The sequence below is a fragment of the Streptomyces sp. NPDC090445 genome (assembly GCF_044769385.1).
Lineage (GTDB): Bacteria > Actinomycetota > Actinomycetes > Streptomycetales > Streptomycetaceae > Streptomyces.
This window is the reverse complement of sequence record NZ_JBIVXV010000018.1, coordinates 65,746-89,913: the sequence shown is the minus strand read 5'-3', so window position 1 is coordinate 89,913 and position 24,168 is coordinate 65,746. Positions and strand designations below refer to the sequence as shown.

23 protein-coding genes and 1 tRNA gene are annotated in these 24,168 nt (G+C 73.3%); 13 read left to right on the top strand and 11 right to left on the bottom strand.

Translation table 11 applies throughout. From position 1 onward, the window contains the following. The first annotated feature begins 107 nt into the window (after positions 1 to 107). The 4 genes from cysS (at position 108) to ACIQUT_RS27825 (ending at position 5,627) form a co-directional block, all read left to right on the top strand. Positions 108 to 1,508 (top strand): cysteine--tRNA ligase, encoded by a 1,401-nt coding sequence (cysS, locus tag ACIQUT_RS27840; protein WP_403566634.1) that lies wholly within the window; start codon positions 108 to 110, stop codon positions 1,506 to 1,508. Positions 1,509 to 1,608: 100 nt separating this feature from the next. After that, the gene (gene rlmB, locus ACIQUT_RS27835) at positions 1,609 to 2,565 is read left to right on the top strand and encodes a 23S rRNA (guanosine(2251)-2'-O)-methyltransferase RlmB (RefSeq protein WP_403566632.1); all 957 of its coding nucleotides are present in this window, start codon (positions 1,609 to 1,611) and stop codon (positions 2,563 to 2,565) included. A 191-nt stretch (positions 2,566 to 2,756) separates the two neighbouring features. Then, positions 2,757 to 4,382, top strand: coding sequence for a DoxX family protein (locus ACIQUT_RS27830; protein ID WP_403566631.1), 1,626 nt, complete (start codon positions 2,757 to 2,759; stop codon positions 4,380 to 4,382). A 198-nt stretch (positions 4,383 to 4,580) separates the two neighbouring features. Next, positions 4,581 to 5,627, top strand: coding sequence for an LLM class flavin-dependent oxidoreductase (locus ACIQUT_RS27825; RefSeq protein ID WP_403566630.1), 1,047 nt, complete (start codon positions 4,581 to 4,583; stop codon positions 5,625 to 5,627). Positions 5,628 to 5,680: 53 nt separating this feature from the next. On the opposite strand, the gene ACIQUT_RS27820 is transcribed toward ACIQUT_RS27825, so the two are convergent. The 3 genes from ACIQUT_RS27820 to ACIQUT_RS27810 all read right to left on the bottom strand — a co-directional run bounded on the left by ACIQUT_RS27820 (position 5,681) and on the right by ACIQUT_RS27810 (position 8,215). Next, positions 5,681 to 6,469, bottom strand: coding sequence for an NDP-sugar synthase (locus ACIQUT_RS27820; protein ID WP_403566628.1), 789 nt, complete (start codon positions 6,467 to 6,469; stop codon positions 5,681 to 5,683). Between the two features lie 76 nt (positions 6,470 to 6,545). Next, positions 6,546 to 6,959 (bottom strand): hypothetical protein, encoded by a 414-nt coding sequence (locus ACIQUT_RS27815; protein ID WP_403566627.1) that lies wholly within the window; start codon positions 6,957 to 6,959, stop codon positions 6,546 to 6,548. 167 nt (positions 6,960 to 7,126) lie between these two features. Continuing rightward, positions 7,127 to 8,215: an ABC transporter ATP-binding protein gene (locus ACIQUT_RS27810; protein WP_403566625.1), complete on the bottom strand. Its 1,089-nt coding sequence runs from the start codon at positions 8,213 to 8,215 to the stop codon at positions 7,127 to 7,129. 271 nt (positions 8,216 to 8,486) lie between these two features. Between ACIQUT_RS27810 and ACIQUT_RS27805 the strand changes: the two genes are divergently transcribed. The 4 genes from ACIQUT_RS27805 to ACIQUT_RS27790 all read left to right on the top strand — a co-directional run bounded on the left by ACIQUT_RS27805 (position 8,487) and on the right by ACIQUT_RS27790 (position 10,840). Beyond that, positions 8,487 to 8,560 (top strand) — tRNA-Thr (locus tag ACIQUT_RS27805). A 146-nt stretch (positions 8,561 to 8,706) separates the two neighbouring features. Next, complete coding sequence (locus tag ACIQUT_RS27800; RefSeq protein ID WP_403566623.1) at positions 8,707 to 9,609, top strand: aminoglycoside phosphotransferase family protein; 903 nt, start codon at positions 8,707 to 8,709, stop codon at positions 9,607 to 9,609. Between the two features lie 9 nt (positions 9,610 to 9,618). Then, positions 9,619 to 10,092 carry a GNAT family N-acetyltransferase gene (locus ACIQUT_RS27795; RefSeq protein ID WP_403566621.1) on the top strand — a complete coding sequence of 158 codons (474 nt, stop codon included), beginning with the start codon at positions 9,619 to 9,621 and terminating at the stop codon, positions 10,090 to 10,092. A gap of 55 nt (positions 10,093 to 10,147) precedes the next feature. Then, a complete protein-coding gene (locus ACIQUT_RS27790; RefSeq protein WP_403566619.1) occupies positions 10,148 to 10,840 on the top strand; it encodes a pentapeptide repeat-containing protein in 693 nt (230 codons plus the stop codon). A 119-nt stretch (positions 10,841 to 10,959) separates the two neighbouring features. On the opposite strand, the gene ACIQUT_RS27785 is transcribed toward ACIQUT_RS27790, so the two are convergent. From ACIQUT_RS27785 to ACIQUT_RS27775, 3 genes are all read right to left on the bottom strand, one after another. Beyond that, on the bottom strand, positions 10,960 to 11,463 hold the full coding sequence (locus ACIQUT_RS27785; protein ID WP_403566618.1) for a hypothetical protein: 504 nt from the start codon (positions 11,461 to 11,463) through the stop codon (positions 10,960 to 10,962). Positions 11,464 to 11,524: 61 nt separating this feature from the next. After that, positions 11,525 to 12,160 (bottom strand): response regulator, encoded by a 636-nt coding sequence (locus ACIQUT_RS27780; protein WP_403566617.1) that lies wholly within the window; start codon positions 12,158 to 12,160, stop codon positions 11,525 to 11,527. Then, positions 12,157 to 13,392, bottom strand: coding sequence for a sensor histidine kinase (locus tag ACIQUT_RS27775; RefSeq protein ID WP_403566615.1), 1,236 nt, complete (start codon positions 13,390 to 13,392; stop codon positions 12,157 to 12,159). The genes ACIQUT_RS27780 and ACIQUT_RS27775 overlap by 4 nt, the downstream gene beginning before the upstream one ends. Positions 13,393 to 13,684: 292 nt before the next feature. On the opposite strand from ACIQUT_RS27775, the gene ACIQUT_RS27770 reads away from it, so the two are divergent. Together ACIQUT_RS27770 and ACIQUT_RS27765 are read left to right on the top strand one after the other, a co-directional pair. Beyond that, a complete protein-coding gene (locus tag ACIQUT_RS27770; RefSeq protein ID WP_403566614.1) occupies positions 13,685 to 14,242 on the top strand; it encodes a heme-binding protein in 558 nt (185 codons plus the stop codon). 138 nt (positions 14,243 to 14,380) lie between these two features. Beyond that, positions 14,381 to 15,778: a M1 family metallopeptidase gene (locus ACIQUT_RS27765; protein WP_403566755.1), complete on the top strand. Its 1,398-nt coding sequence runs from the start codon at positions 14,381 to 14,383 to the stop codon at positions 15,776 to 15,778. 60 nt (positions 15,779 to 15,838) lie between these two features. On the opposite strand, the gene ACIQUT_RS27760 is transcribed toward ACIQUT_RS27765, so the two are convergent. Then, positions 15,839 to 16,414, bottom strand: coding sequence for a TerD family protein (locus ACIQUT_RS27760; protein WP_403566613.1), 576 nt, complete (start codon positions 16,412 to 16,414; stop codon positions 15,839 to 15,841). A 218-nt stretch (positions 16,415 to 16,632) separates the two neighbouring features. Between ACIQUT_RS27760 and arfB the strand changes: the two genes are divergently transcribed. Further along, positions 16,633 to 17,058, top strand: a complete 426-nt coding sequence (gene arfB, locus ACIQUT_RS27755) for an alternative ribosome rescue aminoacyl-tRNA hydrolase ArfB (RefSeq protein WP_403566612.1) — start codon at positions 16,633 to 16,635, stop codon at positions 17,056 to 17,058. A gap of 62 nt (positions 17,059 to 17,120) precedes the next feature. On the opposite strand, the gene ACIQUT_RS27750 is transcribed toward arfB, so the two are convergent. Continuing rightward, positions 17,121 to 17,690 (bottom strand): flavin reductase family protein, encoded by a 570-nt coding sequence (locus ACIQUT_RS27750; protein WP_403566611.1) that lies wholly within the window; start codon positions 17,688 to 17,690, stop codon positions 17,121 to 17,123. A gap of 304 nt (positions 17,691 to 17,994) precedes the next feature. Here ACIQUT_RS27750 and cdgB point away from each other — a divergent pair, with 304 nt between their 5' ends. Both cdgB and ACIQUT_RS27740 read left to right on the top strand, forming a co-directional pair. Then, a complete protein-coding gene (gene cdgB / locus ACIQUT_RS27745; protein WP_403566609.1) occupies positions 17,995 to 19,707 on the top strand; it encodes a diguanylate cyclase CdgB in 1,713 nt (570 codons plus the stop codon). 68 nt (positions 19,708 to 19,775) lie between these two features. Next, positions 19,776 to 20,786: a CBM35 domain-containing protein gene (locus ACIQUT_RS27740; RefSeq protein WP_403566608.1), complete on the top strand. Its 1,011-nt coding sequence runs from the start codon at positions 19,776 to 19,778 to the stop codon at positions 20,784 to 20,786. A 153-nt stretch (positions 20,787 to 20,939) separates the two neighbouring features. Here ACIQUT_RS27740 and ACIQUT_RS27735 read toward each other — a convergent pair whose 3' ends face one another. From ACIQUT_RS27735 to ACIQUT_RS27725, 3 genes are all read right to left on the bottom strand, one after another. Next, positions 20,940 to 21,860, bottom strand: a complete 921-nt coding sequence (locus ACIQUT_RS27735) for a 1-phosphofructokinase family hexose kinase (protein ID WP_403566606.1) — start codon at positions 21,858 to 21,860, stop codon at positions 20,940 to 20,942. Positions 21,861 to 22,000: 140 nt separating this feature from the next. Continuing rightward, a complete protein-coding gene (gene nagA / locus ACIQUT_RS27730; protein WP_403566604.1) occupies positions 22,001 to 23,149 on the bottom strand; it encodes an N-acetylglucosamine-6-phosphate deacetylase in 1,149 nt (382 codons plus the stop codon). Continuing rightward, positions 23,149 to 24,081, bottom strand: coding sequence for an ROK family protein (locus ACIQUT_RS27725; protein WP_403566753.1), 933 nt, complete (start codon positions 24,079 to 24,081; stop codon positions 23,149 to 23,151). Before ACIQUT_RS27725 ends, nagA begins: the two co-directional genes overlap by 1 nt. Between the last annotated feature and the right edge of the window lie 87 nt (positions 24,082 to 24,168).

Sequence of the window (24,168 nt, the reverse complement as noted above, 5' to 3'; positions counted from 1 at the left end):
ACCGCTGCAAGGCGGTCGTCACACATGCCGCCGCTTCGGCGGCAAAGCGGCCCCGCTCCCCGAAAGGGGTCGCGGGGCACTGCCGACGGCCCACTACCCTGGATCCCGTGACTATTCGCCTGTACGACACCAGCGCCCGGCAGATCCGCGACTTCACCCCCCTCACACCGGGATGTGTCTCGATCTACCTCTGTGGTGCCACCGTGCAGGCAGCCCCGCACATCGGGCACATCCGCTCCGGCCTCAACTTCGACATCATGCGCCGCTGGTTCGAGTACCGCGGATACGACGTCACCTTCATCCGGAACGTCACCGACATCGACGACAAGATCATCACGAAGGGCGGCGAGCAGAACCGCCCCTGGTGGTCCATCGGTTACGAGAACGAGCGCGCCTTCAACACCGGCTACGACGCCCTGGGCTGCCTGCCGCCCACGTACGAGCCCCGCGCCACCGGCCACGTCACCGAGATGGTCGAGATGATGCGCGGCCTCATCGAGCGCGGCCACGCCTACGAGGCGGACGGCAGCGTCTACTTCGACGTGCGCTCGTACCCCGATTACCTGAAGCTCTCCAACCAGGAGCTGGACAACCTCATCCAGCCGACCGAAGAGGGCATCAGCGGCAAGCGCGACCCCCGCGACTTCGCCATGTGGAAGGCGTCGAAGCCCGGCGAGCCCGACTGGGAGACCCCGTGGGGCCGCGGCCGCCCCGGCTGGCACCTGGAGTGCTCGGCCATGGCGCACAAGTACCTGGGCAGCGCCTTCGACATCCACGGCGGCGGCCTCGACCTGATCTTCCCGCACCACGAGAACGAGATCGTCCAGGCCAAGGCCTTCGGCGACGACTTCGCGCAGTACTGGGTGCACAACGCCTGGGTCACCATGTCCGGCGAGAAGATGTCCAAGTCCCTGGGCAACTCGGTGCTCGTCTCCGAGATGGTCAAGAACTGGCGCCCCGTCGTCCTGCGCTACTACCTCGGCACCCCGCACTACCGCTCGATGATCGAGTACAGCGAGGAGGCCCTGCGCGAGGCCGAGTCGGCGTTCGCCCGCATCGAGGGCTTCTGCCGGCGTGTCGTGGAGAAGGCGGGCAAGGCCGTCGAGCCGGCCGCCGAGGTCCCGCCGGCCTTCGCCGAGGCCATGGACGACGACCTGGGCGTCCCGCAGGCGCTCGCCATCGTCCACACCACCGTCCGCCAGGGCAACAGCGCGCTCGCCGCCGACGACAAGGACGCGGCCATCGCGCGCCTGTCGGAGGTGCGGGCCATGCTGGGCGTGCTCGGCCTGGACCCCCTGGACGAGCGCTGGTCGGAGGAGACCGACCGGGGCGCCGAGCTCCACGGGGCCGTCGACACGCTCGTCCGGCTGGTCCTGGAGCAGCGCGAGTCGGCGCGCGCCCGCAAGGACTGGGCCACCGCCGACGCCATCCGCGACCAGCTCCAGCAGTCGGGCCTGGTCATCGAGGACAGCCCGTCCGGGCCGCGCTGGACGCTCGGCCCGCGCTGACCGGACCCGGCCTGACCGGCCACGTTGTGCCGCCCGGGGTCCCGGGCGGCACACTCTTCATACGTACATAACGCAGCACCAACGAAAACAGGTAGAGGTCATGGCCGGGAACAGCCAGCGCAGGGGTCGCCGCACGTCCAACAAGAAGGGCGCGACGGTCGGCAGCGGTGGTCAGCGGCGCAAGGGCCTGGAGGGCAAGGGCCCCACGCCCAAGGCCGAGGACCGCAAGGGCCACAAGGCGTTCCGCATCTCCAACGCCATGGCCAAGCAGGCCGCGAAGCGCCGTCCCGCCCCCCGCCGCGGCGGCCCCAAGGGCCAGAGCGAGATGGTCGTCGGCCGCAACCCGGTCTTCGAGGCGCTGCGCGACGGCGTGCCCGCCACCACCCTGTACGTCCAGCAGTTCATCGACAACGACGAGCGCGTCCGCGAGGCCCTCCAGCTCGCCGGCGCCCGCGGCAACATCAACCTGATGGAAGCCCCGCGCCCCGAGCTCGACCGGATGACCGGCGGCCTCAACCACCAGGGCCTCGTCCTCCAGGTCCCGCCGTACGAGTACGCGCACCCCGAGGACCTCACCGAGGCCGCCCACGACAGCGGCGAGCAGCCGCTGATCGTCGCCCTCGACGGGGTCACCGACCCGCGCAACCTCGGTGCGATCGTCCGCTCCGTCTCCGCCTTCGGCGGCCACGGCGTGGTCATCCCCGAGCGCCGCGCCGCCGGCATGACCGCCGGTGCCTGGAAGACCTCCGCCGGCACCGCCGCGCGCACCCCGGTCTCCCGCGTCACCAACCTGACCCGCGCCCTCCAGGACTACAAGAAGGCCGGGCTGACCGTCGTCGGCCTCGCCGCCGAGGGCGAGCACAGCGTCGCCGACCTCGACGCCCTGGCCGGCCCCGTCGTGATCGTCGTCGGCTCCGAGGGCAAGGGCCTCGGCCGCCTCGTCGGCGAGACCTGCGACTACCTCGTGCGCATCCCGATGCCGGGCGGCGCCGAGTCGCTCAACGCCGGTGTCGCCGCGGGTGTCGTCCTGTACGAGGCGGCCCGCCGCCGGGGCTGAGCGCCGCGGGGGCCGAGCGCCGCCGGGCCCTACCGCCCGTCCGGAGCAACGCCCTTGATCCACTTGGCTCGCGGAGAATGACCCGTGAGCGTGCCACCCCGCCCGTTTCGGGCGGGGTGGCTTGATCTTGACGCGTCTCGGACACATCCCTGCTGTCAAGGCAGTGTCCTAAACACTGATCACTCGGTTAGATGAGTGTGGACACCAGAACGTCAGGGTTCGACGACCAGCCCGCGCTGAGCATGGTCAAGGTGCCGTGCGACCCCGCACAGGTCATCGTCAACCACGCCAGCTTCCGCGTGCGGCTCGCACCGAGCCCGAGCGCGCGTTCCAAGCCCGCGAACACCCCCGGCCGGATGCCCGTCCTCGGCGGCGCCGTCACCGCCGCCGCCGGAGCCGCCGCCCGCCGTCGCAGGGCCCCCGTCGTCTGGAGCGGCAAGTCCGCCCCCGGCGACACCGCCGCCATGGGCGGACTGCTCCAAGCCGTCCGCCAACACGGCCGCGGCCACGACGACCACGACTACGACCACGACTACGAGTACGGCGGCGCCGACGCCGGCGCCACCCAGGTCATCCCCCGCGTGGACCTCGCCCACGGCCCCGGCGACGACACCGTCCCCACCCCCACCGTCATCGGCCAGCGCCGGTACGGCGACCCGGACGAGACCCGCTCCTTCGCCCCCGTACGGGACCTGCCCCACGGCGGGCCCCACGGCCCCGGCGGCCCGCCCCCGTACGACACGGGACCCGGCCAGGACGCCGCCCGCCGAGCCGCCTCCGACAGCCGCGGCCACGCCTCGTACTACCCCGGCCGCCGCATGAACCTCGGGGTCGTCCTCCTCCCCCTGCGGGTCTTCCTCGGGTTCATCTCCATCTACGCCGGCATGGGCAAGCTGTGCGACCCCGTCTACTTCGACGGCGGCGAACGCGGCTCCATGGTCACCTGGCTGCGCACCCTCGAACCCTGGGCCCTGGCCGAACCGCTGCGCGACTTCGCCCTCGCCCACCCCGTCGGCGCCGGCCTCAGCGTGGCCTTCCTCCAGGTCCTCGTCGGCGTCCTGACCGTCCTCGGGCTCTGGCAGCGGTTCGCCGCCTGCTTCGGCGCACTGCTGTCCGCCGCCCTGCTCATGACCGTCAGCTGGAAGACCGTCCCCGCGTACGACGCGCCGGACATCATCTACCTCGCCGCCTGGAGCCCGCTGATCATCGCCGGCGCGCCCGTCTACTCCCTGGACGGACGCCTCGCCGGCGAGGCCTGGCGCACCCTCGGCCCCCGCTCCGACCTGTGGGAGCTGCGCCGGCGCGTGCTGCGGCGCGGCGCGATCATGACCACCCTCGTCTGCGGGCTCACCCTCCTCATCGGCTCGCTGCTCGGCGGCGCCGTCCGCTCCAGCACCGTCGTCACCGTGCCCGGCCCCGGCCAGGCCCCCAGCAACTACCTGCCCGGCTCCCCGCTGCCCGTGCCGCCGCCCAAGCAGCAGCGCCAGCAGCAGCCGCAGCAGCCCGCGTCGCAGCAGCCGTCGAAGCCGGCGGAACCCGTCGCCAGCGCCACCCCCTCGACCAAGCCCAGCAGCCGTACCGGCTCCACGGCCCGCGAGACCGCGGGCACCGGCTCGCAGCCGCCCGCCGCCACCCGCGGCACGGGCAGCGGCAGCGGCAGCGGCAGCGGCAGCGGCCAGAGCAGCACCGGCACCGCGCCGAAGCAGTCCGCACCGAAGACCTCGTCCTCCACGACCACCCGCAGCAGCGGCAGCACGAGCAGCGGCGGGGACACCCCGTCCAAGAAGCCCGGTCTCGTCGGCGGCCTCCTCGGCTGACCGGCCCGACCCGCGGAACCCCGGGGCCCGGCACGCATCCCGCGTGCCGGGCCCCGGGCCGTTCCGTACGGGGGAGTGTGACGTGGCGCTCGATTCGGCGCGCGGCCACCGCTCACCGGGGCGCGATCACGGCCGCCACCGGGGAAGATCGCAACGTGAGACGTACGGCCATGGAATCCGACGGCGAGAGGGATCGGCATGCGGACCGGCATCGTCATGACGGCACGCCCGGGTCTGGAGCGCCTGGCCGCCCGCGCGGAGGAACTGGGCTTCAGCAGTTTCTGGGTGTACGACACGCCGATGGTCCACGGTGATCCGTTCGTCGGCCTCGCGCTCTGCGCCCGGTCCACCAGCCGGATCAAACTCGGTATCGGGGTCACTTCACCGGCGCTGCGCTCCGCACCCGCCGCGGCGGCGGCGCTCGGCAGTCTCAACGCCCTCGCTCCCGGCCGCATCATCTGCGGGGTCGGCACCGGCAACACCGCACGCCGCACGCTGGGCATGCGGCCCGTGAAGACGGCGGAGCTGGAGTCGTTCACGGCCGCCCTGCAGGATCTCACCGCCGGCCGCGAGACGGACTACCGCGAGGGAGCCCGGACCAGCAGGGTGCGCTTCCTGCACGTCGGCGGCCACGTCAACACCGAGGACCCGGTGGAGTTCGTCGTGGCTGCGTTCGGCCCGAAAGTCGCCGCCGTCGCCGGCCGCCTGGGTACGGGAATGATCTCCTTCGCGCTGCACGCCCCCGCGGCCTGGTCCGCGCTCGGCCAGGCCCGCCGGGCGGCGGCACGGGCCGCGGGCAACAGCGAGAAGACGCATGCGTACCTCATCTCCTCCCTGTACGTCCTCGCCGACGGCGAGGACCGGTACGGCGATGCCGTCAAGGACGCTGTGGGGCACATCGCGGTGAGCGCACTGGTCCTCGCGGTGGAGGACCCGGCCTTCCGCGCGGCCCTGCCCCGGGAGGAGTCCGCGGCCGTCGACCGCCTGCTCCACCTGCGCGGTACCACCGCCACCGACCCCGACCGCCACCACACGCTCTACCGCAACTACCTCGGCCCGCTGTCCACCGAGGACCGCGATCTCGTCGTGCCGTCACTGGTGGACACGTTCGGTCTCGTCGGTACCAGGGACGAGATCGGACGGCAGATCGACGCGCTGGAGGAGTCAGGGGTCGACGAGCTCGTGATCCAGCCCGTGGCGGACCCCGAGGCGGAGATGGCCGAGCTCGCGCGGCTCCTGCTCTGATGCTGCACGGCCACGGCATGCTGCACGGCCACGGCCACGGCCACGCCCAGCCGTCAGGAGGCTCTCTGTGCGGCCAGTTCGCGCGCGGCCTCGGTCAGGTCCTTCGCCGTGTCGATCGCCCGCCAGTACGCGCCCTGCGGGAGCGGGAAGCCGGCCAGTCGCCGTTCCCGCGCCAGCCGCGGGAACGTGGTGCGCTCATGGTCGCCCAAATCCGGGAGCAAAGCGGTGAATTCGGGCGAGAAGACGTACACGCCCGCATTGATCAGGTATGGCGACGGCGGCGCCTCGATGAAGTCCAGCACCTGCCCGAACTCGTTGGTCTCCACCACACCCCACGGGATGCGCGGCCGCGCCAGCGCCAGCGTCGCCGTCGCCGCCCGCTCGGCATGGAACGCGGCCATCTCCCGCAGCGAGAACCGGGTCCAGATGTCCCCGTTCGTCGCGTACCACGGCCGGTCCGGATGCGGCAGGTGCCGTGCGGCGTACTTCAGCCCGCCGCCGCGCCCGAGCGGCTCCTCCTCCACCACCGTCGTCACGCGCAGCGGGAGGTCGGCCGCCGCCAGCCACTCCTGGAGCACCTCGGCGAGGTGCCCGCAGGAGACGACGGCGTCGGTGACCCCCTCGGAGGCCAGCCAGTTCAGCTGGTGCCCGATGATCGGCACCCCGGTCCCCGGGATCTCGACCATCGGCTTGGGCCGGTCGTCCGTGTACGGGCGCAGCCGCGACCCCTGGCCGCCCGCCAGGACCACCGCCTGGGTGGGCGCCTGGGTGAGGGAGGCCGGGATCGCGGCCGCGGAGACAGCGGTGTGAGGTGCGGGAGGTGCGGGGGGTACGTCGGTCATGGCCGCCAGCGTAGAGCCCGGCCGGGGCCTCGGCCCGGAGAGCGGCTCGGGAGTCGGCCAGGAGACCGGCCCGGGGTCAGCCCATGGAGGCGACGCCGGACGCGTACGCGGTGTCGCAGACGGGACGCGCGAAGGACTGGGCCTTCGTCGGGCCGTACGCCTCGACGGCGGCCCGCCCCAGGGCCCGCGCGATGCCCACGCAGTGGCCGGCGAGCGAAGGCCGCTTGTCCACCTCCTGCTGCAGGTGCGTCAGGACGTCGCCCGGCATCTCGCCCTGCTGGAGCTCGGAGATGAGCTTGTCGCGCAGCAGGTCCTGCGGGGCGTGCGGCTTCGCGGGGACGGAGACGTCCTCGGCGGAGGCGGTCAGGATCCGGGACGACGAGTTGTCCGCCCACGGGACCATCGTGACCGCGAGGGTCCCGGACAGGACCAGGACGACGGGCAGGACCAGGGCGAGGGATCGGCCGATACGGCGGGCAGTGTGGGTCACGAGGGCGAGAGTAGCGCTCGGTGAAAGTTTGGAGACAGTTAGTCACCCGGTCGGGGGATGGTTCGACGTGGGTTTTCGAATAGCCGGTTGACGGACGCGGCGAAAGCCGCCCCGCATGCCGGAGGGGCGCTCCCGCGGGTGGGAGCGCCCCTCCGGTGCGGACGGCGTCAGCCGGAGAGGCGCTCGCCGGAGGACGTCGAGAAGACGTGGATCTCGTCGGGGCGCGGCACGACGTGCAGGCTGGAGCCCTTCTCGGGCACCTGGCGGCCGCCGACGCGCACGACGATGTCCTGGCCGCCGTCGGCCTTGGAGGTGCGGCCGTAGACGTAGCCGTCGGCGCCGAGCTCCTCGACGACGTTGACCGTGATGGTCAGGCCGCCCTCGGTGCCGATGTCGAAGTGCTCGGGGCGCACGCCGACGGTGACGGTGCGGTCGCCCGCGTCCGCGGCGGCGGCGATCGCCTCGCGCGAGACGGGCACGACGCTGTCGCCGAACTTCACGCCGCCGTCGGTGATCGGGACCTCCACCAGGTTCATGGCGGGCGAGCCGATGAAGCCGGCGACGAACAGGTTCGCCGGGCGGTCGTACATGTTGCGCGGGGTGTCGACCTGCTGGAGGAGGCCGTCCTTCAGGACCGCCACCCGGTCGCCCATCGTCATGGCCTCGACCTGGTCGTGGGTGACGTAGACGGTGGTGATGCCGAGGTCGCGCTGGAGCGCCGCGATCTGCGTACGGGTGGAGACGCGGAGCTTGGCGTCGAGGTTCGACAGCGGCTCGTCCATCAGGAAGACCTGCGGCTTGCGCACGATGGCGCGGCCCATGGCGACGCGCTGCCGCTGGCCGCCGGAGAGGGCCTTGGGCTTGCGGTCCAGGTACGGGGTGAGGTCGAGCATCTTCGCCGCGTCCTCGACCTTGCGGCGGATGGTCGCCTTGTCCTCGCCGGCGATCTTCAGGGCGAAGCCCATGTTGTCGGCGACGGTCATGTGCGGGTAGAGCGCGTAGTTCTGGAACACCATTGCGATGTCCCGGTCCTTCGGCGGCAGGTGGGTGACGTCGCGGTCGCCGATGCGGATGGCGCCGCCGTTGACGTCCTCCAGGCCGGCGAGCATGCGCAGCGAGGTGGACTTGCCGCAGCCGGAGGGGCCCACGAGGACGAGGAACTCGCCGTCCTCGATCTGCAGGTCGAGCGCGTCGACGGCGGGCTTGTCGGCGCCGGGGTAGAGGCGGGTAGCCGCGTCGAAGGTGACAGAAGCCATGGGGATGCATCCCTTCTACCGGCAGGAACGTGCCGGACGATCCGAGTGGAAGGAAGTGGTGGTCGGCCCACCGCAGTGGACTTCCGCCCGACGCTACCCGGCGGGGGGCGTTCTGTCAGTACCCGTCCGGGGGTGACGTACGACGCGCCGGCGGGCGGCCCGGGCCTCTTCCCGGTGGGGCGGCGCGTCGGCACGGGCCGGAATAGCCCTTCGCGAGCGGGCCTGTCGGCTGTGTAAAGTGAAGGCGATTGGCGTGCGCGCAGCGCCACAGGCCTCCTTAGCTCAGCTGGCCAGAGCACCGCTCTTGTAAAGCGTAGGTCGTCGGTTCGAATCCGACAGGGGGCTCCGTTCCAGGTCAGAGGTAGTTCGGGCCATGGAATTCGTGCAGAGGTGAAAGGCTCCGGAGTTTGCTCCGGGGCCTTTTGCGCGTCCGGTCGGGTTCAGCGGCGTCGGCCTCGCGGGGGCGGGGCGGGGCGGGCTACGGTCGGGGAGTGGTGGAGATTCCGGAGGGGCTCGTCGAGGCGCAGCTCCTGTTCAACGGGGAGGCGGGGCGGGAGTTCCTCGCGGGGCTGCCGGCGCGCACGGAGCGGTTCCTCCAGGAGTGGGCGCTGCGGCCGGCGGGTCCTGTGATGCACGGGATGACCGCGCTGGTGGTGCCCGTGCAGCGGGCGGACGGGACGGCGGCGGCGCTGAAGCTGCTGCTGCCCGACGAGGAGAGCGCGGGGGAGCCGCTCGCGCTGCGCGCGTGGGACGGGCGGGGCTCCGTACGGCTGCTGGAGCACGATCCGGGGACGGGGACGCTGCTGCTGGAGCGGCTCGACGAGCGGCGGCCGCTGTCGGGGCTCGCGGAGCGGGATCCGCGGCAGGCGGTGCGTGTGGTGGGGGAGTTGCTGGCGCGGCTGACGGCGGTTCCGGCGCCGGCCGGGGTGCGGGGGCTCGGCCCGGTGGCGGCCCGGCTGCTGGAGCGGGCGCCGCGGGCGCTGGCGGGGATCCCGGACGCGCGGGCGCGGGGGCTGGTGGCGGACTGCGCGGCGGCGCTGGCGGAGGTGGCGGGGGAGCCCGGGGACCGGCTGCTGCACTGGGACCTGCACTACGACAACGTGCTGGCGGGCGGCCGGGAGGCGTGGCTGGCGATCGATCCGAAGCCGCTCGCGGGTGATCCGGGATTCGAGCTGATGCCGGCGATCCGGAACAACTTCGCGGCGGACCAGGTGCAGTGGCGGTTCGACCTGCTGACGGAGGCCCTCGGGCTGGACCGGGAGCGGGCGCGGGCCTGGGTGCTGGGGCGGGTGCTGCAGAACTGCCTGTGGGACGTGGAGGACGCGCGGGGCGGCGTACCGGACCTGGACGGGGAGCAACTGCTCGTCGCCGAGCTGGTGTTGGGGCGGGCTTAGGCTGCGGGCATGATCCGTAGCGCTGTCGCCGGGGACGTCCCGGTCATCCATGCCATGATCCGCGAGCTCGCGGAGTACGAGAGGGTGCCGCACGAGGCGCGGGCCACCGAGGAGCAGCTGCGGGAGGCGCTGTTCGGGGAGCGGCCGGCGGCGTTCGCGCACCTCGCGCAGACGCCGGACGGCGAGCCGGTCGGGTTCGCGATCTGGTTCCTGAACTTCTCGACGTGGCGCGGGGTGCACGGCGTCTACCTGGAGGACCTGTACGTGCGCCCCGGCGCCCGCGGCGGCGGGTACGGGAAGGCGCTGCTGGCCGGGCTGGCGCGGATCTGCGTGGAGCGCGGGTACGAGCGGCTGGAGTGGTCGGTGCTGAAGTGGAACGAGCCGACGATCGCCTTCTACGAAGCGCTGGGCGCGCGGCCGCAGGACGAGTGGACGGTGTACCGGCTGACCGACGAAGCGCTGCGGAGCCTCGGCACGCCCTGACGCGCCCCGACGCCCGGACGGCCGGGTTGTCGGTGCCGCGGGGCAGGATGGGGGTATGGCGCGGAACGGGCAGCAGGGGTCGGGCAGGGCGCAGGCGGTGAAGGCGGCGCGGCGGCCGCAGGCGGGGCTGCCGCCGGAGCTGATCCCCTGGCAGGGCGGCGGGCTGGAGCCCGACGGGGACTACGACGGACTGGAGTTCGCCGACCGGGACCTGTCCGGCCAGGAGGGCGTCGGGGCGCGGTTCATGGACTGCGCGGTGCGGCGCTGCGTGCTGGACGGGGCGGGCCTGGCCAAGGCGCGGATCCTCGACTCGCTGCTGGAGCAGGTCCGGGGGGTCGGCACGGACCTGGCCGGGGCCTCGCTCCGGGACGTGGAGCTGGTCGATGCCCGGCTGGGCGGGACGGCGCTGCACGGGGCGGTGCTGGAGCGGGTCGAGTTCCGCGGCGGCAAGATCGACTACTTGAACCTGCGGCAGGCGCGGCTGCGGGACGTGGTCTTCGAGGAATGCGTACTGGTGGAGCCGGACTTCGGCGGGGCGGTGCTGGAGCGGGTGGAGTTCCGCGGCTGCGTCCTGCGGGCGGCGGACGTCACCGGGGCCCGGATGACGGACGTGGACCTGCGGGCCGCGGCCGAGCTGGACTTCGCCCGCGGTGTGGAGGCCCTGGCCGGCGCGGCGGTCACGCCGGCCCAGCTCCTGTCCCTGGCCCCGGCCCTGGCGGCGCACCTGGGGCTGCGCGTGGTCCCCTGACCCTGCCCATGACGCCGCGGGCCGTGTGCGGCCAAGCGCTCCGCGGGACGTGCGGTACGCAGGCTGCGGGCCGTCTGTGGCTGATCGCGCAGTTCCCCGCGCCCCTTACGAGGCGCAGTTCAGGCCGGGACGCGGGGGAAGCGGGCCTGGAGGGTCCAGATCGCCGGGTTGTCGGCGAGGCCCTCGTGCATGTCGATGAGGTCCGCGATCAGGTCGTGCAGGAAGTCGCGGGCCTCGCGGCGCAGCATCTTGTGGCTGAAGGTCAGCGGGGCCTCCTCCGCGGGCATCCAGTCGGCCTCGACGTCGACCCAGCCGAAGCGGCGCTCGAAGAGCATGCGGTCGGTGGACTCGGTGAAGTCGAGTTCGGCGTACTGCCGGTCGGCGGAGCGGCTGCCGCGCGGGTCCCGGTCGAGCCGCTCGACGATGTCGCAGAGCGCCCAGGCGAAGTCCAGGACGGGCACCCATCCCCAGGCTGTGGACACTTCCCGGTCCGACTCGGTGTCGGCGAGGTAGACGTCCCCGCAGAACAGGTCGTGGCGCAGGGAGTGGACGTCCGCAGTCCGGTAGTCGGTCTGCGGGGGGTCGGGGAAGCGCCGGGAGAGGGAGTAGCCGATGTCGAGCACCCCCCGATGGTCCCACGCCCGCCGCGCCCCGCCGGCGCCGCCCCGGCCCCTGCCCCCGGGGCTACGGGAGGAGGCGCTGTTCCTTGGCCACCGAGACGGCGCCCGCGCGCGTGTCGACGCCGAGCTTGTCGTAGATGCGGCCCAGGTGGGTCTTGACCGTGGCCTCGCTGATGAACAGGGCGCGGGCGATCTCCCGGTTGCCGAGGCCGCGGGCGAGCTGGCCGAGGATGTCGAGTTCGCGGTCGGTCAGGGTGGGCCGGGAGCCCCGCATGCGGGCCATCACGCGGCTGGCGACCGGCGGCGACAGGGTGGTGCGTCCGGCCGCGGCGGCGTGGATCGCGGCGAAGAGCTCCTCGGGCCGCTCCGCCTTGAGGAGGTAGCCGGTGGCGCCCGCTCCGATGGCGCGGGTGATGTCGGCGTCGGTGTCGTACGTGGTGAGGACGAGGACGTGGGGCGGGTGGGGGGAGGCGGTGGTGATCCGGCGGGTGGCTTCGACGCCGTCGATGCCCTCGCCGAGCTGGAGGTCCATCAGGACCACGTCGGGCCGGAGCCGGGCGGCCAGGGCGACGGCCTCCTCCCCGCTGCCCGCCTCGCCGATCACCTCGATGTCGGGGGCGCTGCCGAGCAGGGCCAGCAGGCCGGCGCGGACCACCGCGTGGTCGTCGCAGAGCAGGAGCGTCGTCGTGGCGGTGGTCATGGCTGCGGCTCCAGGGGGATGGCCGCGGACAGGACGGTGCCCTCGCCCTCGGCGGATTCGATCGTGAGCGTGCCGCCGAGCTGGTCGACCCGGGCGCGCATCGCGGGGAGGCCGTGGCCGCGTTCCTCGCCGCTCGCGCGGGGCGGCCGGGTCCCGTCGAAGCCCTCGCCGTCGTCGGCGATGTCCAGGACGACCTGGTCGCCGAGGAAGCTGAGGGTGAGGGCCGCGGTCCGGGCGCGCGCGTGTTCCCGTACGTTCGCCAGGGCGCCCTGGGCGACGCGCAGCAGCGCCGACTGGACGCGGTCGGGCAGCGGTACGGGGGCGCCCTCCAAGTGGAAGCGGACCTCGATGTCCGGTCCGGCGTCGAGGGCGCGCAGGGCGTCGGCGAGGCCGGCGCCGCCGGCGAGTTCGGGCGGGGCGAGGTCGTGGACCAGGCGGCGGGCCTCGGCGAGGCCGCGGGCGGCGATGCCCGTGGCGGTGCGGACGTGTGCGCGGGCGGTGGCCGGGCTGTCGTCCCAGACCCGGTCGGCGGCCTGGAGCAGCATCTGCTGGCTGGACAGGTGCTGGGCGAGGGTGTCGTGGATTTCCATGGAGAGCCGCTGCCGTTCGGCGAGGGTGCCTTCGCGGCGTTCGGTGGCGGCCAGTTCGCGCCGGGTGCGGATGAGGTCGTCGATGAGCGCGCGCTGTGCCTGGGCCTGGCGTTCCATGTGGACGAAGACGGCGGTGGACAGCGCGGCGATGGCCGGCGGGGCGAGCAGCAGGTTCGGGTCGAACTCGCGGGACAGCTTGAGCTGGGCGGCGACGACGAACACGGTCAGCAGGGCGACGAGGACGATGGCGGCGCGCGGGGGCAGGGTCCGCAGGGCCGTGTAGAAGAGGGGGACGGCGCACCAGGCGAAGCTGGGGGCGAGGACGACGAGCACCACCCACACGCCGACGACCAGCCCGAGCCAGGCCAGCCGGCGTGCGGTGGGGGCGGCGCCGAGGGCCGGGCCGAGGACGTACAGCAGGGCGAGCGCGGTGCCGAGGGCGATGATCCAGGGGGTGTCGGGCGAGCCGGGGTGGCGGAGCAGGTAGCGGGCGACGGAGGCGGCCAGGAGCAGGAAGAACGCCGTGTGCATGACCGCCGCGAGCATCCGGGTGTCCGTGTCCGCCCTGTCCGCCCTGTTCCCCCTGCCTCCCCTGTCCCCCTTGTCCTCCTTGAGCGACGGCGCTCGGCTGAGGTGGCTCACGGCGGGCTCCCGGTGCGGATCGGCTGTTCGGCTCCATCGTGCCCGGTCGCGGGGGATGGCGCTGACCAGCCAAGCCGTATCCGCGGCCGGTGCGCATCAACCGATCGGACGACCCCGGGGTCAACCGGTGCGGCAGCCGTCGCGAGCCGGTACGGGGACGGGTGGGCGGGGGTTCCGGCCGCAGGCTGGAAGCACGACGCCGGGCCGCTGGAAACGGGCCGGCGAACGATCCGGTGCACGGCATTCGGCCGACGGCCACCGGCGCCCAGCCCGACGTCCAAGGAGCAGCAGCATGAAGACCCGCACCCGCGTTCTCACCGGTACCGCCCTCGCCGTCGCGCTCGGCGCCGGCACCTTCGGCGCGGTCAGCGCGAACGCCGCGCAGGCCGAGGTGCAGGCCGCGCCGGCCGCCGCGGCCGCGAAGAAGGAGGTGGGCGCGAAGAACTTCACCACCTCGACCCACCTGACCGTCGACGCCGCCACCCGCGCCGCCCAGGGTGCGCTGGAGGCCGCCCGCAAGGAGAACCAGAAGGTGACGGTCGCGGTCGTGGACCGCAACGGCAACACCATCGTCACCCTGCGCGGCGACGGCGCGGGCCCGCAGTCCTACGAGTCGGCTGAGCGCAAGGCCTTCACCGCGGTGTCCTGGAACGCGCCGACCTCGGTGCTCGTGGGCCGCCTCGCGCAGGCCCCGAACCTGAAGGACATCCCGGGCACCCTGTTCCTCGGCGGCGGCGTCCCGGTCCAGGCGGGCGGCGCGCCGGTGGCGGGCATCGGCGTGGCCGGCGCCCCCAGCGGCGACCTGGACGAGAAGTTCGCCAAGGCCGGTGTCGAGGCCCTGGAGCAGTAGTCGGACGGGGGTGGGCGGGCCCGCGTCACCGGTCGTATCAGACCGTAGTGCGACAAGATGCCCCATAGGATCGACTGCGTGGAAACCCGCGCCGTCCCCCGCCCCGCCGATCGCTCCCGCCTCTCCCGCCTCTCCCGTATGACCCGCCTCGCCGTCCCTGCCGTCGCCGCCCTCCTCGCCCTCACCACGGCGTGCACGGGCAGCACGGTGCAGGGGCGGCCGGGCGCGTCGGGCCTGCGCGACCCGTACTTCCCGAAGGCGGGCAACGGCGGCTACCAGGTCGACCACTACCGGCTGGACCTGGCGTACGACCCCGAGGACGGGGTGCTGCACGGCAAGGCGGTCATCACGGCCCGGGCCGAGCAGGGGCTCAGCTCGTTCAACCTCGACCTCAGCGGCCTGAAGGTCGAGGGCGTCACGGTGCAGGGCGCCGGGGCCCGCTTCAACCGCACCGGCAGCGAGCTGACCGTGCGCCCGGCCGAGGACCTGCGGACCGGGGAGGTCTTCCGCACGGAGGTCGAGTACAGCGGCGAGCCCAAGGCCCTCTCCGATCCGGACGGCTCCGAAGAGGGCTGGATCCCCGTCGAGGACGGGGCGTTCGCGGTCGGTGAGCCGGTCGGGTCGATGACCTGGTTCCCCGGCAACCACCACCCCAGCGACAAGGCCGCGTACGACATCACCCTCACCGTCCCCAAGGGCTACGAGGCGGTGTCCAACGGGCTGCTGCGCTCGCGCACCGACACCGGCGACGGGCGGACCGCGTTCGCCTGGCACAGCGCGGAGCCGGTCGCGAGCTACCTGGTCACGGCGGCGGTCGGGAAGTTCAAGGTGGCGACCGGGCAGACCCCGTCCGGGGTGCCGCTGTACACGGCGGTGGCCCCCGGGGAGCCGGAGGGCGGCGGGCCCGCGCTGGCGCGGCTGCCGGAGATGGTGGAGTGGGGTGCCGCGCGGTTCGGCCCGTACCCGTTCGCGGCCGCGGGTGCGATCGTCGCGCCGTCCGAGACCCTCGCGTACGCGCTGGAGACGCAGACCCGGCCGGTCTTCTCCGGTGCCCCGGCCGACGAGGACCTGGTCCTGCACGAGCTGGCGCACCAGTGGTTCGGGAACTCGGTGTCGCCGAAGTCCTGGAAGGACATGTGGCTCAACGAGGGCTTCGCGACGTACGCGGAATGGCTGTGGGACGAGGAGCACGGCGGGCCGTCCGCCGAGCGCCGCTTCGACGCCTTCCTGGCCGGCGACACCTCCGTCGACGAGGGTGCGGGCACCGACTGGGACGCGTTCCCGCCGGCTTCCCCGCCCGGCCCGGAGGAGATCTCCGCGGGCCCGGTGTACTACCGGGGCGCGATGGTGCTGCACCGGATCCGGCAGGAGGCCGGCGACGAGAGGTTCTCCGCGCTGCTGCGCGGCTGGGCCGCCGACCACCGGCACGGCAACGCGAGCACGGCCGACTTCACCGCCTACGCGGAGCAGAAGACCGGCATGGACCTGTCGAAGGTCTGGGACGCCTGGCTGTACGGCAGAAAACCCATCCGCTGACCGGGGTGTGGCGAAGCCCCCTGCCCGGACGGCCGGGAGGGGGCTTCGGGCCGGGGTGGCTCAGACGTTGACGCCGAAGTCCTGGGCGATGCCGACCAGGCCCGAGGCGTAGCCCTGGCCGACCGCGCGGAACTTCCACTCGGCGCCGTTGCGGTAGAGCTCGCCGAAGACCATGGCGGTCTCGGTGGCCGCGTCCTCGGAGAGGTCGTAGCGGGCGATCTCGGCGCCGCCGGTCTGGTTCACGACGCGGATGTACGCGTTGCGGACCTGGCCGAAGTTCTGCTGGCGGGTGTCGGCGTCGTAGATCGAGACCGGGAAGACGATCTTGTCGACGTCGGCCGGGAGGCCGGCCAGGTTGACCTTGATGGCCTCGTCGTCGCCCGCGCCCTCGCCGGTGCGGTTGTCGCCGGTGTGCACGATGGTCTGGTCCGGGGTGGACTTGTTGTTGAAGAAGACGAAGTGGCCGTCCGAGACGACCTTGCCCATCGCGTTCACCGCAATGGCGGAGGCGTCCAGGTCGAAGTCGACACCGGTCGTCGTCCGCGTGTCCCAGCCGAGGCCGACCGTGACGGCGCTGAGGCCCGGGGCCTCCTTCGTGAGCGAGACGTTGCCGCCCTTGGACAGGCTTACTGCCATTGTGACTGGTGTCCCTTCCTTCGTCGCTGACCGCGAGATGTGCGGTCAAGGTACCGCTGACCTTCATAACGCGGGGAGGGGCCTCGCAGGTTCCAGCCTGCCGATTTCCGCTTGGATTTCCCCCGCGGGGCCCGCAGGGCCTTTCTCCTGTGGCTTTCCCTTCCGACGGTACGGAAATACGGGTGACGGGGGCGTAAGCGGGGCGGGATCATGGGGCCATGCCTGGTCCCTATGTCATCCGCGGCTCCGTCGTGCTTCCCGAGGCGGAGCTCTCGTGGCGGTTCTCGCGTTCCTCCGGGCCGGGTGGCCAGCACGTGAACACCTCGGACTCCCGGGTGGAGCTGCTGTTCGACCTCGCGGCGACGAAGGCGCTGCCCGAGGTGTGGAAGGAGCGGGCGCTGGAGCGCCTGGCCCCGCGCCTGGTGGGCGGGGTGCTGGCGGTACGGGCCTCCGAGCACCGCTCGCAGCTGCGCAACCGGGAGATGGCGCTGGTCAGGCTGGCGTCGCTGCTCGCGGAGGCGACGGCCCCGCCGCCGAAGCCGCGCCGCGCGACGAAGATCCCGCGGGGGATCAACGAGCGGCGGCTGCGGGAGAAGAAGGCCCGCGGCGAGACCAAGCGCGGCCGCTCGGCCCGCGACTGGTAGCGCCCGCCGACCGGACCCGCAGCCGGCAGGCAGGCGAGCCCACGGCCGGCGGCGCCCCCGCGCTACGGCGCCAGCCTGCGGTAGCGGCCGCGGAAGTATGCGAGCGGCGCGGCGTCGGGGGCCGGCAGCGACGCGGCGAGCACGCGGCCGATGACCAGGGTGTGGTCGCCCGCCGGGACGCGCTCCTCGGTGCGGCACTCCAGCGTGGCCAGCGTCCCCGCGGGCAGCGGGGCCCCGGAGACCTCGCCGCGTACGTACGGCAGGTCGGCGAAGAGCAGGCGGTCGCTGATGCGGCCCTTCATCGAGAAGCGGCTCGCGATCTGCACCTGGTGGTCGGCCAGCAGCGAGACCGCCCACAGCGGCTGCTCGGCCAGCAGGTCGTCCATCCGCGACCCCTCCCGCAGGCTGATGAGGACCAGCGGCGGGTCGAGGGACACCGACAGGAAGGCGGTGGCCGTCATCCCGACGTCCTCGCCGCGCGGGCCGTCCTCGGTCAGCGGTGGCTCGTGTGCGGTGACCAGGCAGACGCCCGCCGCCAGTCGGGACAGGGCGGCGCGGAACTCGTCGTGGCTCACACCTTCAGGATGAAGGCTCGCGGTGGTCGGTACGGGTACAGAGGTCGTTTTCGGCACGCCGGGAACGCTAGTCTCGCCCTCCCCCGGCGCACATCGGGCCCGAGGCCGAGCCGTGTCCCGGACCCTTGGCCTAGGCCTCACGCGTATCGTGAGCCGCCGGAAAGACGGGGGAGCGCCCCAGGGCGCAGAAGCCGTCAGCCGGCGCCTTAATTCATCTGATGTGACTTAAGTCACAGAGGGCAAGATTTGTTGACCCTGTGTACCTGCCGCACAGCTCACTGTGATTCAGTGGACGGGACACCGCAACGAAACGCCGATGACAAAACTGGAGTTGCTGTCGAGGTCTCGGGGAGAGCGAGCAATGGAGACCGAGTCAGAGCCGTACGTCCGTCTTGCGACCCTGCGGCAGCTGCACCGGGTGGTGGCCGAGCTCAACACGGCCAGGAGTCTGGCCGACACCCTGCAGACCGTCGTGGACGGCATCGTCACCGGCCTCGGCTACGAACTCGCCTGTGTCAACCTCGTACGCCCTGACGGCGACCTCGTCGTCGCCGCCTTCGCCGGCGACCCCGCCGCGGAAGCCCTGATCACCGGCCGCGTCGGCTCCCGCACCTCCTGGGAGCGCCGCCTGACCATGGGCGAGAACTGGGACGGCCTGCGCTTCATCCCGCACACCGAGGGCTGGGTCCTGCTGGAGGACGACGTGCCCCAGTGGCACACCGACGGCCCCGACCCCCGCTTCGAGGACGAGTGGCACCCCGAGGACCGGCTCTACGCGCCCATGTACGCGTCCGGCGGGGAACTCCTCGGCGTCATCTCCGTGGACCGGCCGCGCAACGGGCGCCGCCCCGGCGCATGGGGGCGCGAGGCGCTCCAGATGTACGCCTCCCAGGCAGCCATCGCGATCAGCAACGCCCGGCTCCGCGCGAACATGCAGCGCGCCCTGGTCCGCCTCGAACGCGAGCAGCAGGCCCTGCGCGCCAGCGAGGAATCCTTCCGGCAGGCCTTCGAGTACGCGCCCAGCGGCATGGCCATCGCCGAGATGGGCGGGGACCAGCACGGCCGGCTGCTGCGCACCAACGACGCCCTGTGCCGGCTGCTGGGCCGCCCCGCCTCCGTCCTGCGCCGGTACTCCTTCTCCGACCTGGTCCACCCCGAGGACATCGGGACCCTGCTGCGCACCTCCGCCGAGGGCGGCCGCGCCGAACTGCGCCTCGGGCGGCGCGACGGCACCTACGTGTGGGTCTCGCTGCGCAACTCCGTCGTCGCCGACGCCGCCGACGGTCCGCGGTTCCTGCTCACCCACGTCGAGGACATCGAGGAGCGCAAGCGGCACGAGCTCCAGCTCGCCCACCGCGCCAGCCACGACTCCCTCACCGGCCTGCCCAACAGCGCCGAACTCCGCGCCCGGCTCTCGGCCCGGCTGTGCCGCATGCCGCAGCAGTCCGTGCGCTCCGCCGCCGTGGAGGCGCTCGACGCCGCGTACGAGGGCCGGGGCGCCGACACCGCGGCCGTCGCCGCGGCCGTCCCGGGCGGCCCGGCGGGCTCCGGCGACCCGGGCGACCCCGGCTTCCGGTACGACGCCTTCCCCGAGCCCTTCGACCTCTCCGGCGGGGTGGACCCGTACGACCACCACGTCCACGCGGTCGCGCCCGCCTCCGAGGTGGACGACGGGACGAAGGGGCTCGCGGTGCTCTTCTGCGACCTCGACGGGTTCAAGTCGATCAACGATCGGTTCGGGCACCACACCGGCGACGCGGTGCTGATCGAGGTCGCCCGCAGGCTGACGACGGGCGTACGCGACGGTGACACCGTCGCCCGGCTGGGTGGTGACGAATTCGTCGTCCTCGCCGACGGACTGGGCGCCGCCGACGCCGCCGACCTCGCCGTCCGGCTGCGCAACGCGATCATCCCGCCGATCCGGGTGGACGGCCGCGCCGTGCGGGTCGGCGCCAGTTTCGGCATCGGCTGGGCCAGCTGCGGCATGTCGGCGGACGAGGTGCTGCGCTCGGCCGACCAGCGGATGTACATCGAGAAACGGTCTCGTTCCAAAGCACATCGCAGGGCCGGCTGAGGCCGTCGGCCGCCCGGGGGCGCACGTGTTCGGGGTAGGCTCCCCGGGATGGAAAGGAGTGACCTGCGATGACGACGCCCGCGAACAACGGCCCGAACAGCGGGGCGAACAAGCCCGAGGACGACGATCCGTTCGGCTACCTCTACGCGGACGGTCAGGCAGCTGCGGAAACCGGGCCCGGAGCGGCGCGCGGTGTACCCCGCACGTCGTACAACCAGGTGCGCACGGTCGGCGAGCGGACGTACGGCGGCCAGCGCGGCCAGGTTCCGCCCCAGCAGCAGCCCGGCTACCAGGCCCAGTACCAGGCCCCGGAGGCGCTGCAGGCGGGCGGCTACGGCGTGCCCCAGCAGCAGCCCCACACGGCGTCGATGCAGGCGCAGAACGGCGGTTCGGGCGGCCGCGCCGCGCGCGGCGGACGCGGCGCAGGCAGCAGCAGCTCCAGCCGGCGCGGCATGCTCATCGCGGCCGTCGCCGTCGTCGCTGCCGTCGCGATCGGCATCGGCGCGGCCCTGGCCTTCGGCAACAAGGACGCGGGCAAGGACAACACCGCCGACAAGGGCGGCCAGACGCAGAACCAGCAGCAGCCGCAGCCGCAGAACCCCGGCGGCTCGGAGGCCCCGAGCCCCGCGGCCTCCCCCGAAGTGCCGCTGCCGAAGGGCGACGCCGCGGGCGCGGGCATGGCCCTGACCGGCGGCGCCCTGCTGCAGAACGCGGTGCCCGGCGGGAAGGGGGCCGGCGGCCAGTACGTCGGCAACTTCAACCAGGGCGGCGCGGCGCTGACCTGGACCGCGGACATCCCGACCGGCGGCGACTACACGCTCTTCGTGAACTACTCGGTGCCCGGCAAGGACGCGAAGGTGACCCTGACCGTCAACGGCCAGAACCCGACGCAGTCCCTGAACCTGGCGAACTTCGCCAAGGCCGAAGCCGGCGCCTGGGACAAGGGGTGGACGCGCACCTACGCGTTCATCAACCTCAAGAAGGGCACCAACACGATGAAGATCTCGTGCGAGGCCGGCAACCAGTGCGATGCGATCTTCGACCAGCTCTCGCTGGGCCAGGGGTGGGTCAAGCGCTGATCCGCCGACAGCGCCGACCGCAATGAGTCTGGCCCCCGCCGCATACGCGGCAGGGGGCCAGCGGTGTTTTCCGGCCGAGGCATGCTGACGGCACTTCGGCTGACCCGGCTCGGCTGGCTGACCCGGCTCGGCCGGGCGGGATCGGTGGGATCGTCAGGTGCGGCCGGTGACCGAGACCGTCCGGCGCAGTTCCTCGTAGGTGCGGGGGTCGAACTCCCCCGCCGCCGGGGCGAGGACGGTGGCCGCGGACAGGGCGACCGCGCGGGCCAGGCGGCCCGGCCAGTCCATGCCCTCGACCAGGCCCGCCAGCAGGCCCGCCACAGCGGAATCGCCTGCTCCGGTCGGGTTGCCGGCCAGGGCCCGCGGCGGGGCCGCCTGCCAGGTGCCCTCGGCGGTGGCGGCCAGCAGGCCCTCCGGGCCGAGCGAGGTGACCACGGCGTGCGCGCCCCGGCGCCGGGCGTCGCGGCTGGCCTGCACCGGCTCGCGGGAGCCGGTGAGTTCGGCGAGTTCGACGGCGTTCGGCTTGACCATCTCGGGCCGGGCGGCGATCCCGCGGCGCAGGGCCTCGCCGCTGGTGTCCAGGAGCACCGGCACACCGGCCGCGCGGGCGGCGCGGACGAGGACGGCGTACGCGCCCACCGGCAGGCCCGGCGGCAGGCTGCCGCACAGGGCCACCGCCTCGGCGCCGGCGAGCAGGTCCTCGTACCGGTCCAGGAACTCCGCCCACTCCCCGGAACCGATCAGCGGGCCCGGCTCGTTGAACTGCGTGGTGTCGCCCGAGGACTCGTCGACCACGGCCAGGGTGCGGCGCGTGGCGCCCGCGCAGGGGACCAGAGCGTCGGTCACACCGGGGCAGTCGGCGAGCAGTTCGCGTACGACCGCGCCCGTGCGGCCGCCCGCGAAGCCGGTCGCCGTCACCGGTCGGCCCAGCGCGGCCAGCACGCGGGCCACGTTGAGGCCCTTGCCTCCGGGCCGCTCGGTCACGGTGGTGACCCGGTGCGTGGTGTGCGGAGTCAGCCTCGGTACGCGGTGGGTGACGTCGAGTGCGGTGTTGAGCGTCACGGTCAGGATCATGGTTTTTCGGGTCCCGGTCTCGGTGTGTGCCGGGATCATGTCAAAGACGGGGCGGGCGGCCCAGTCCTGCAGGCCGTCCGCCCCCGCCTCCGTCGCCGGGTACCCCCGATCGGCGGCTCACCGCCGCACCGCACGCACCGCTAGAGCGGGTTGACGATCCATTCGCCGCGCCGCATGACGCCCTTCAGGTCGAACGAGGCGTCGAGGACGACCAGGTCGGCGTACTTGCCCGGCTCCAGCGAGCCCACCCGGTCGTACAGGCCGAGCAGTTTGGCCGGATTGGCCGAGATCGCCTGGACCACGGACTCGACGGGCAGCCGGTCCAGCGTCACCGAGCGCTTGAACGCCGTGTCCAGGGTGAGGGTGGAGCCCGCGATCGAACCGCCCTCGACGAGCCGGGCCACGCCCTGCTTCACCTCCACCTCCAGCGGCCCGAGGTGGTAGATCCCGTCGCCGAAGCCGGCCGCGTCCATCGCGTCGGTGATCAGGGCGACGCGGTGGGCCCCGGCGTGGTGGAAGGCCAGCTCGAGCATCGCCGGGTGCAGATGGGTGCCGTCGTTGATCAGCTCGACGGTGACCCGCTCGTCCTCCAGCAGCGCGGCGATCGGGCCCGGCGCCCGGTGCTCCATGGCGGGCATCGCGTTGTACAGGTGGGTGGCCACGGTGGCGCCCGCGTCGATCGCCTGGCGGGTCTGGTCGTACGTGGAGTCGGTGTGCCCGATCGCGGCGATCACCCCGTGCTCGGCGAGCAGCCGTACGGAGTCCAGCCCGCCCGGCAGCTCGGTGGCGAGGGTGACCATGCGGGCGGCGCCGTGCGCGGCGTCGACCAGCTTGCGGACCTCGGCCGGGTCGGGGTCGCGCAGCAGCTCCTCCTTGTGCGCGCCCTTGCGGCAGGGGTTGATGAACGGGCCCTCGAAGTGGATGCCCGCGATCTCGCCCTGCTGGGTCAGCTCGGCGAGCAGCCCGGCGCGGCGGGCCAGTTCGTCCAGGCCGCCGGTGACGGTGGAGGCGACCAGGGTGGTCGTGCCGTGCTCGCGGTGCGTCCGCACGCCCTTCAGCACCTCCTCGGCGGTGCCGGAGGTGAAGGAGGCGCCGCCGCCCCCGTGGTTGTGCAGGTCCACGAAGCCGGGGACGAGCCAGTGCCCGGACAGGTCGGTGACGGTCGCGTTCTCGTGGGCGCTGCCGGCGATCCGGTCGCCCTCGACGATGACGCGCCCGCCTGCCACGATGCCGGTGGGCAGCACCACCCGGGCGCCGGAGAGAACGGTGCTGTGTGCGCTTCCGGCCATCAGGCGGGTACCTCCGTGGCGAGTAGGTCCCAGGCGAGCAGCCCTGCGCCCAGGCATCCGGCGGTGTCCCCGAGGGCCGCCGGGACGATGTCGGGAAGCCGCTGGAACGTCACCCGCTCCTCCACGGCCGCCCGGAGCGGTGTGAACAAGGTTTCCCCCGCCTCGGCGAGCCCGCCACCGATGATCAGCGTGCCCGGGTCCAGCAGGGTGATCGCCGTGACCAGGCCGTCGGCGAGCGCGCCGACGGCCGTGAGCCACACCTCCCGGGCCGCCGCGTCGCCGGACGCGACGGCCTTGGCGCAGTCCGCGGCGTCGGCGTCCGGGGCGCCGCTGGCGGCCGCCCAGGCGCGGCTCACGGCGGAGGCGGAGGCCAGGGTCTCCAGGCAGCCGCGCTGCCCGCACCCGCAGGGCAGGCCGCCGGGCCGGACCACGACGTGGCCGATCTCGCCGGCGTACCCGTGGGCGCCGGCCTCGATGCGGCCGGCGATGCCGATGGCACCGGCGATGCCGGTGCCGAGGGGGACGAACAGGAAGCGGTCGGCGCCCCGGCCGGCCCCGATCCGGCCCTCGGCGAGTCCGCCCGTGCGGACGTCGTGGCCCAGGGCCACGGGGAGGGCGCCGAGGCGGCTGCCCAGCAGTGCGCGCATCGGCACGTCGCGCCAGCCGAGGTTGGCCGCGTAGACAGCGGTCCCGCCCTCGGCGTCGACGATGCCGGGCACGGCGACGCCGGCCGCGGAGGCGGCCGTTCCGAAGCGCTCGCGGCCGAGCGCGTGCAGCTCGGCGGCGAAGTCCAGGATCGTCTCGACGACGGCGTCCGGGCCCCGGTCGCGGCCGGTGGCGCGGCGCGCTTCATGGAGCAGGGAGCCGTCCTCGCCGATGAGGGCGGCCTTGATCCCGGTGCCGCCCACATCGAGGGCGATGACGTGTTTCACGGGTTTCACAGTCGACAGTCTCGCTCGCTCGGTCGGGAAAGGTCTAGTCCATTGGAGGGGATTGTTGAGCTGCCATACAAATCCGGC